The sequence below is a fragment of the Rhizobium sp. 42MFCr.1 genome, assembly GCF_000377185.1.
GTDB classification, from domain to species: Bacteria; Pseudomonadota; Alphaproteobacteria; order Rhizobiales; family Rhizobiaceae; genus Rhizobium; species Rhizobium altiplani.
Genome location: NZ_KB897888.1, coordinates 1 through 8,267, shown reverse-complemented (window position 1 = coordinate 8,267; position 8,267 = coordinate 1). Strand labels below are relative to the sequence as shown.

At 57.2% G+C, this 8,267-nt stretch carries 7 protein-coding genes and 3 pseudogenes; 4 read left to right on the top strand and 6 right to left on the bottom strand.

The window, feature by feature from the left end; translation table 11 throughout:
- A pseudogene (locus C934_RS33125) lies at window positions 1-213 on the bottom strand (IS5/IS1182 family transposase); the annotation flags it as partial.
- A 203-nt stretch (window positions 214-416) separates the two neighbouring features.
- Here C934_RS33125 and C934_RS0131070 point away from each other — a divergent pair.
- Both C934_RS0131070 and C934_RS36370 read left to right on the top strand, forming a co-directional pair.
- The gene (locus C934_RS0131070) at window positions 417-1,049 is read left to right on the top strand and encodes a hypothetical protein (RefSeq protein ID WP_018860401.1); all 633 of its coding nucleotides are present in this window, start codon (window positions 417-419) and stop codon (window positions 1,047-1,049) included.
- Between the two features lie 372 nt (window positions 1,050-1,421).
- A pseudogene (locus tag C934_RS36370) lies at window positions 1,422-2,602 on the top strand (GGDEF domain-containing protein).
- Between the two features lie 150 nt (window positions 2,603-2,752).
- Here the strand turns inward: C934_RS36370 and C934_RS0131055 are convergent.
- The 3 genes from C934_RS0131055 to C934_RS0131045 form a co-directional block, all read right to left on the bottom strand.
- A complete protein-coding gene (locus tag C934_RS0131055) occupies window positions 2,753-3,214 on the bottom strand; it encodes a hypothetical protein (RefSeq protein ID WP_018860399.1) in 462 nt (153 codons plus the stop codon).
- A 236-nt stretch (window positions 3,215-3,450) separates the two neighbouring features.
- Entirely contained in the window at window positions 3,451-3,861 is a 411-nt protein-coding gene (locus tag C934_RS0131050) for a DUF2442 domain-containing protein (RefSeq protein WP_018860398.1), read from the bottom strand.
- A complete protein-coding gene (locus C934_RS0131045) occupies window positions 3,854-4,054 on the bottom strand; it encodes a DUF4160 domain-containing protein (protein WP_062369716.1) in 201 nt (66 codons plus the stop codon). Before C934_RS0131045 ends, C934_RS0131050 begins: the two co-directional genes overlap by 8 nt.
- 636 nt (window positions 4,055-4,690) lie before the next feature.
- Between C934_RS0131045 and C934_RS0131040 the strand changes: the two genes are divergently transcribed.
- Together C934_RS0131040 and C934_RS0131035 are read left to right on the top strand one after the other, a co-directional pair.
- Window positions 4,691-6,043 (top strand): LLM class flavin-dependent oxidoreductase, encoded by a 1,353-nt coding sequence (locus tag C934_RS0131040; protein WP_018860397.1) that lies wholly within the window; start codon window positions 4,691-4,693, stop codon window positions 6,041-6,043.
- A gap of 24 nt (window positions 6,044-6,067) precedes the next feature.
- Window positions 6,068-6,586, top strand: a complete 519-nt coding sequence (locus tag C934_RS0131035) for a flavin reductase family protein (protein WP_026372229.1) — start codon at window positions 6,068-6,070, stop codon at window positions 6,584-6,586.
- Here the strand turns inward: C934_RS0131035 and speB are convergent.
- Both speB and C934_RS0131025 read right to left on the bottom strand, forming a co-directional pair.
- Window positions 6,583-7,578 (bottom strand): agmatinase, encoded by a 996-nt coding sequence (gene speB / locus C934_RS0131030; protein WP_018860395.1) that lies wholly within the window; start codon window positions 7,576-7,578, stop codon window positions 6,583-6,585. The genes C934_RS0131035 and speB overlap by 4 nt on opposite strands.
- A 309-nt stretch (window positions 7,579-7,887) precedes the next feature.
- Window positions 7,888-8,172 (bottom strand): annotated as a pseudogene (locus C934_RS0131025) (LysR family transcriptional regulator substrate-binding protein); the annotation flags it as partial.
- Between the last annotated feature and the right edge of the window lie 95 nt (window positions 8,173-8,267).

The following is an 8,267-nucleotide window of genomic DNA, read 5'->3' as shown; positions in this document are numbered from 1 at the left end:
GAAGGCTTGCAGAAGCATGGCGCGAAGAAGCTTTTCTGGCGCAATCGACGGCCGCCCGATCGGTGAATAAAGCGCTGCAAAATCTTGTTCCAATAAAACGAGCGCTCCGTTCACGATCTGCCGGATGGCCCGTAGAGGATGATCTTTTCGAACACGAGCCTCCAGATCCACATAGCTGAAGAGTTCGCCTGTCCTCACATCGCCGCCACGCATCCATCAGCTCCAAATCGCAATAAAGCGAGTGAATCACGACAGGAGCCTTGCGCCAATGCCTTTTTCAACAGCCTGCTAGACCTGATCCAAGAAGGCTCAGTTAGATCGAGGACAATACCGAACGCTCTGGCCGCCCTGCCGAGCTTCGAGTCCGCATCGCGCAGTACGAAAAGAAACGCAACCTCTCAGGAAGGGACGTATAGGTGTTGAAGAACACAATCGCCGCATTCGTGCTTGCCGTGACAGCTGCAGCCGCGACCGTCACACCGGCTCTCGCCGGTGACGGAGTGGTCTATAAGCAAACCAAACACTGGATTGTCATGGCTTATCCCCAAGACATCAGGTGCATTGCGCATACTGCGTATCCGAGAACGGGTGATCAGATTTTATTTGGCATCGACACCAAGGGTTGGTTCCTATCACTAGCATCGCGGTCGGCCAACATGACTGCGGGTAACCAATACAAGGTGTCCGTGGTTACCTCGCTCGGTTCGTCCGGCACCTATATTGGTCGGGCTATCGGCAAAGATCAGATCATGATCGATAGCCTGACCAATGCGGACTTGTATGGATGGGCCAAGGCAAAATCCATCAACATCGTTGGCATGGGAGTCTATAATCTCAAGGGTTCGCTTGACGCGATTGTCTCACTAAAGTCCTGCGGTGATATGATCGTTGCCATGCAGGATGCCGGTGTTCCCCAGGCATCTGCACCACAGCAGAACGAGCCAGCGGCAGGCGTTCAAGTACCCAACGTTACTAGGCCAGCGTCAGAACCACGTCAAACAACACCGCAGCCTCCGCACGACAATCTGGTCGAAGCGATTGAACTGTGAAGGCCGTGGCCTCAAGCCAAAAACGCCGATTGAGTCCCTTCCTTCCTTTGTGTCCCAGCAGAGGGGGACGAATCTTATCCGCCCCCTACTTAGTTACCTGAACCGCCAGTCAACCAGACCGGCGCGTCTAACACATTCATGATTGCCACTAGATTGTGGAGCCTGGCATTCGTTCAGCCAGGTTCCCAGTAGGTTCTGTTCGGCACCTTAACGACTGTATTCCCTGTGCCTCTAGCCTGTGTGCAGGCTCATATCGGCGTCACTAGGCGCCAGGTTGGATAATGAAATTCCGCCGAGAAATTCAATGAAGCCTTAAGCCATCACAACTACAAGAGGTGCGACGCAACCGAAATTCTGGGATGTGCAGGCATCATGGAGACCAGCGATATACTCTACTTCTTGCCTCCCGCGCTCCTCGGGGTGATTGCGATCGCTTTCCTCCTCCTGTGGCGTATTGGTATCGTGGATACTTGGCATTGGAGTGCTGCGTTCGCGCAGGCGGGATTAGGCTTCGTAATTTCTACGTTTCCGATTGAACCGAAATTTGATGCCTTTGTGTCCGGAATGATTTTTATGGGGGCGGCTTGTTGCTACAGCATTGCCATAAGATTGCACTTTCGGGTGCCCAACTCAAAATTTTGGCATCGGACGTTCGTCACCGGCTACACCCTCCTGCTTTGCCAATTCGTTTTCGTTATGGAGAGCCTGAAGCACCAACTTTTTCTTACTGATTTCGCGTTCGCATGCGTGCTGGGAGCTGCTGTATTCGCCGTCGCCTCGAAGGCACACCGCGCTGCTGACATTGCCTTGGTTGTTACCGCCGCTCTCATTGTAGTTGATACCCTGGCGCGAACATTCCTTTTCACCTTCTTCTTCGAATCCAGCGACCAGTTGGCGGACTTCGCGGACTCCACTTACAACTTGGCCGTCCATATCACGACAATAACTATTGGCCTTTCGTTTCCTTTCGCTGCTTTGGGTGCCATGGCATCCAAAGCGATAGATCGGCACAGGGATACTTCTGAGAGAGATCCTCTCACGGGACTTCTAAATCGTCGTGGCTTTGAAAAGCAGGCCGTGCGTATGTATCGCGCGGATAGCGAAGGTGCTGTCGTGATCTGTGACTTAGACCACTTTAAGGAGATCATGATCGCTTCGGGCACGCTGCGGGCGATCGCGTCCTTATCGAATTGGGCGCGGAGATCGAAGGCGTCATGGGTCGCAACGGATGCGCAGCACGGTTCGGCGGCGAAGAATTCATCGTTTATCTTCCAGCAAGCTCGCTTGAGCACGCGACTACACTTGCTGAAACGCTCAGAACACGCCTCGGCCGGATGGACTGGCAATCGAAAGGGATCCGCCGACAGATTACCGCCAGCTTCGGCATCGCGACGGTGAATGGGTTGGATGACCAAATGAAGATCGCCATGGAACACGCCGACCAAGCGCTCTACTCCGCGAAGCGACTCGGCCGCAACCAGGTGATGGTTGCAGGCGTCTCTAGCCCGCTTTCTTCCGATCCTCATGTCTGGCGTGTTCCCGCGATCGTATAGTAGCGTGTCCATGCACCGCTCGATCATCAAGACGTGGAGCGACATGTCCTCCCTTGCCTCGATGAGCGAAATGGACTTGGCACGGAGGTCTTCTTCATCGCTGTGTAGCAGGGATAGTTTTCGGGATGGGGATTATGAAACTTCCTCCGGTTAAACTGAGAACTTTAGAGTTATGTCAGCCTTCGAGGCTGGCGCATACTTGGCGTCATAGCTTTTCAGGTCTTTGGCCAATGCGCCGTTGCTCTCGGGCGCTTCGTTGTTGACGACATGGATGATAAAGTCAGGCTCGCGCCCAAGGCTAGCGAGAAGGCGCAAGACGGTGGAACCTTCGATGATAACTGGACGCCGCCATTTTGGGTCGTCCTTATCGAGTCGTGAGCCGACAACCTGATTGATCCAGTCCACGCGGTAGACCATCTTCCCCTGATTGGGGATGAGGAACAGATCGGTCTCGATGAGCGAGACGTTGAAGCGGTAGGCGAGGTATCGACCAAGGGTTGTCTTACCGACACCCGGCAATCCGCCGATCGCGACGATTTTGCGTGGCAGGTTGTGGAGCACCGGCGTGAGGGCTTCGACAGCCGGTGCATAGTCGAGTTCTATTTGGGTCATAGATGGTCACGCCGGATCGGGCCTGCCTTCGGCCGTGAATTGCGATGACAACTACGCGCAAATTGCGGGCGTGTCCTTGCCCACAGTAGAAGACCGGGTTGGGCCCCAGGCGGACGTTTTGTCCACGCCGGAGCCTATCGCGGCAGCGAACGATTTGCGACTGGGTCTTCGGTCCAGGTGGCAACGTCGTTGAACGCTCGTGACGGCCGGGCTAGGCGCCAGCCATCTGCAAGCGCCTAGGCGTTCTTCCGGGGGCGTCCGCCCTTGGCACCGTTGGCACGGCTTGCCTCTACCTTGGCCGTTGAACGGGATTGACCGCCTCGGCGCTGCGCGTCCATGAACTTCGCATTGCCAAATATGCCGTTCATCAACCCGGCGATAGTAAAATCCACGTCCAGGCTTTCCCAATGCAGGCCGGTCTCGCCGAGAAGCCCTACCTCCGCCAACTGCGCAACGGTTGCATTCTCCAGGCCCTGTATCGATCGGGCAGGCACCATGAACGCAGCGCCGTTGGTGAAATCCACGACGATGCGGCCGGATGCCTCATCGAAACGAGCTGATGCCGGAATGGGCGCGCGGGCGCGTTCTGCCTCCCCCTTCACGGTAGCTTCTCGGTAGTGACGATCTTCAAAGACAACTTCACCCATGGATGCTCTCCCACTTTTCGATGAACAGGCGCTTGTTCGCCTGAACAATGGCAAGGGCTACGCTCAAATCCCGCTTCTTCATTCCCCGGTTTGATATCACGGTGAGATCGAGGATATTGATGCGGGCTTCCCCATCTCCATAGACATGGGTGTGCGCCGGTTCGTGGTCATCCGTGTAAATGACAAATCGCATTCCTGCTTCGCGGAGAACGGTGACCATGCTCCAAAATAACCTAACAACTTGGGTTTTTCAAGAGCCAGCGGTCGATTGGGGCCGCAAACAGTCATCACTCAGAAATGTGGAACCGACCCACAAATCGATTCCACATTTGAGTAAGTGGCTGGACCCCTTCTGAACCCGCGACACCCAAGGTTCCGGCGTTAACCCATCGCCTAAGAATACGTTTCCATGACGTCGAACTTGCCTAGTATGAAACCATGGCTATCGTCGCGACCTGACCCGAGATGGCGGGCCGCGGGGACCGAGCAGCTATTGCGGCAAGCTCGAACGCCAGAGGAAGGGAGGCTCGGGAGTCTCCAGAGGCAACGCCCCCGAGCCTCTCTTCCGACAGCGACGAACCGTGAGACTGGCTCCTCTCCGCAGCAATCGATTGCTTGCTCATCCCTACGATGCGAAAAGGGTCAGTTACATGCGAAATTGAGTCAAATAAAACGCGCGGCGGTATCACCACGGCGGCGGCAGGCGCAAATCTCCGCACCTGCGACTCTTTAGAAAAACTAAAACGGAAGTCAGCGTTGCGTTATTGATGAAGAAAGTCGCGTGGCGTTACCTTGGGCAATCAAAGAACCAATCCCACTGGAGAATGGCATGGCGCGTACCGACAAGATGAAACTGGGTACATTCGTCTATACATTCGGCTTTCACCCGGCCTCATGGCTGCATCCGGCAAGCGACGTCCATGGCGCCAACGATTTTAGCCACCTGCTCGATGTTGCCAAGCAATCAGAAGCGGCGAAACTCGATTTCATGTTCATGGCCGATTCTCCGGCCGCCGCCGTCGGCGACCCGGATGCTCTCGCCCGCATCCCGACCAAGATGAACCGTTTCGAGCCATTGTCGTTGCTCGCCGCGCTTGCGGTGACGACGGAGAAGCTCGGTCTCGTCGCCACTGTATCGACCAGCTACTACGAGCCCTACAACGTCGCTCGGCTATTTGCCTCAATCGACCATCTGAGCCACGGGCGGGTATGCTGGAACGTCGTTACTTCGGACCACGACGAGACGGGCTACAATTTCAATCGTGAGGGGCTGGATCCGCACGCGCTACGCTATGAGCGAGGCAACGAGTTTGTGGATGTCGTCTTTGGTCTCTGGGACAGCTTCGAGGACGGCGCGTTGCTGCTCGATCGCGAGAGCGGTGTCTACTATGACAAGACCAAGCACCATACGCTCAATCACAAGGGCAAGCACTTCCAGGTGCGTGGGCCGCTGAACATTGCGCGCTCGCCGCAGGGCCGGCCGGTCATTGCGCAGGCCGGTGGCTCGGAGCCCGGCATGGAAATGGCAGCACGCACGGCCGAGATCGTTTTCAGCCTCGCCTCGAACATCGAGCGAAACCGCGCATTCTACGAAAACGTCAAGGGACGTATGCCGGCCTTCGGACGTAACCCTGACGACCTCAAGATCATGCCCGGTGTCGTGCTGAACGTGGGTGAAACGGAAGCCGAGGCGCAGGCGAAGGTCAACTACCTTATCGACAAGATGCACCCGGACGTCGGTCGCTTGATGCTTTCCGAGTTCCTCGAGGCCGATTTGCGTGGCGTCCCATTGGATAAGCCATTTCCGATGGATCGATTGCCGACGGAACCCAAGGGATCGCGGGCGCTGTTTGAGGAACTCACCGATTTCGTGAAGAGCGGTCGTACCGTCGGTGAATTGGTCCGCCACTACGCCGAGAAGCACACAGGCAATGGCATCACCGGTACGCCGACACAGATTGCCGACTTCATGGAGGAGTGGTTCGAGACCCGTGCGGCAGATGGTTTCATCCTGATGTTCCCGACGCTGCCATCCAGCCTCGACGATTTTGTGAAGCTCGTTCTGCCGGAATTGCGCCGGCGCGGACTTTTCCGGGAAGAATATGAGGGCAAGACGCTACGGGACAACCTCGGACTTTCGATGCCGACCAATCGTTTCGCGAAGGCACAAGCCACAGGCTAACCAAGGAGAGAGCGGATGCCAGAGATGACAAGCCGACCTGTCGTCGATCAATCTGCGTTCAAGCTGTCTATGCGCCACCTGGCCGGCGCGGTGAGCGTCATCACCGTAGGCGAACGCGACGAGAGGACAGGCTTTACCGCGACATCGGTTTCTTCCCTTTCTGCGGAGCAGCCTTCGGTAATCGTCAGCCTCAATCGCGGGTCGTCTTCCTGGCCTGTGGTTGAACGGTATCGCCGCTTCTGCGTCAATGTGCTCACCGTCGACCAACAGCATATCGCGCAGTCCTTCGCCGGCTTCGATGGGCGGCGAGGGGTCGAGCGCTATCAGGACGCGCAATGGTATAGTCTTTCGACCGGCACGCCCGCGCTGAAAGATGCGCTGACGGTTATCGACTGCGAACTTGAAACGGTACTCAACCACCATTCGCACGCGATCCTTATCGGTCACGTTTGCGCGATTAAAACGCGTGACGATGTCGAGCCGTTGCTCTACTGGCGTGGCGGCTACCGACGGCTATCGGGCGAGGCCGGCATCCGCCCCTAGCGAGCGGATGGCCGGTGATCGGGGACGCCAGCAGCATCGCGCCGAACACCAACCTGTTTGGCAATGACGCAGAGAAGTTCGAACATCATGGTGGCGCCGGCAAGTGCCGTCATGCCGGCCAGGTCAAATGGCGGCGCGACTTCGACAACGTCGGCGCCCACGATCTCAACTCCGGCAAGCAGACGGATCATTTGCTGCGCCTCACGGGTCGTGAAGCCGCCAGCCTCCGGTGTTCCGGTTCCCGGCGCCATGGATGGATCGATGCAGTCGATATCAAAGGTAACGTAGGTCGGCAGGCCACCGGCGATTTCTCGCGCCTCGCGCATCACGTCGTCTGCGCCGCGGGTGACAAACTCCTCCATGTAGATGATCCGGATGCCCTGCTCTTTTGCCCAGTCATGCTCGCCCGGATCGTAGATCGACCCTCGAATTCCGATCTGAACGATTCGCTTCGGGTCGAGCAGCCCCTCCTCGATCGCACGACGAAACGGTGTTCCGTGCGTATAGGGGTTGTCACCGAAATAGCGATCGTTGGTATCAGAGTGCGCATCAAAATGAATCAGGCCAACCGGTCTGTTTTTTGCCACGGCACGTAGCACGGGCAGCGTTGTCAAATGGTCTCCCCCGACCGATAGCGGAATGGCACCGGCGGCGACAATCGTATCCATTCCCTTTCTGATGCGATCTAGGCCGTCGGCAAGATCGATCGGGTTTACGGAAAGATCGCCGACATCTGCGACGTTGGCGATGCTGAAAGGCGCGGTGCCCGAGACATGGTGTACGCGCCGCATGAGGCTTGACTGATTGCGAACCTCCCGCGGTCCGTGCCGTGCGCCTGCCCTGTTCGTCGTCCCGCCGTCCCAGGGAATGCCGACAAGGGCGATATCTAGCCCGATCGCGGTCTGCACGGCAGGCAGACGCATGAAGGTTGAATGTCCGGCAAAGCGCGGAACTTCGGCAGCATCGACCGGTTGAAAGAAATTGCCGCTCATCGTTCCCGCCCTTTGCTTATGATGATGCCTCAATCTGTGATCCTGCCGCCTCTCGCGCAAGCCCAACTTTTCATAATGCCCAATCAGCAGACTGGCATGACGAGAGCGGGTGTGTGGATTTAGCTCGCCGACAGCAAAACCGACAGCACGACGAATATGGCACACGCTGGCGCTCAGGTTCTGTTCGAGATCCTCCGCCTCCTGGTACTCAGCCCGGCGGTATCACGTCGCTAAGTGCCATTGGCCTCGGCCAGCGCTAACCAGTGTGCCCTGCACCGACCGTCCCTGGCATCAGGCTAGGCTATGTCGTCAGCCCCGCCTTGCCAGCGACCGAGCGATGTCGACGATGTCGTCGCGGCCTGCGGTCGGATCCTCGCAGTTCCAGGCAATGCCGAGCCCGATCCGGAAGTCGATGCCGCTTACCTTCTTCAGCTCAAAGCCGCGATTGGGAAGATCAAGCGTCCATTCCGGCGCAAAGCCGATGCCAAGCCCGGCAGAGACCAGCGACACCAGCGCATAGGTGTCATCGCAGCTGAAGGCGATGTTGGCGGTGAGCTCGTATTCGGCGAACTTCTCATTGAAGTAGCGCTCCGTTGTATAATCGCATTCCATCCGTCAAGAGGGGTTGAGCATGCGGTATCCTCACCGGGTTGAAGGAAGGCAACGCGGCGCAATCCGAATTGTCGGTT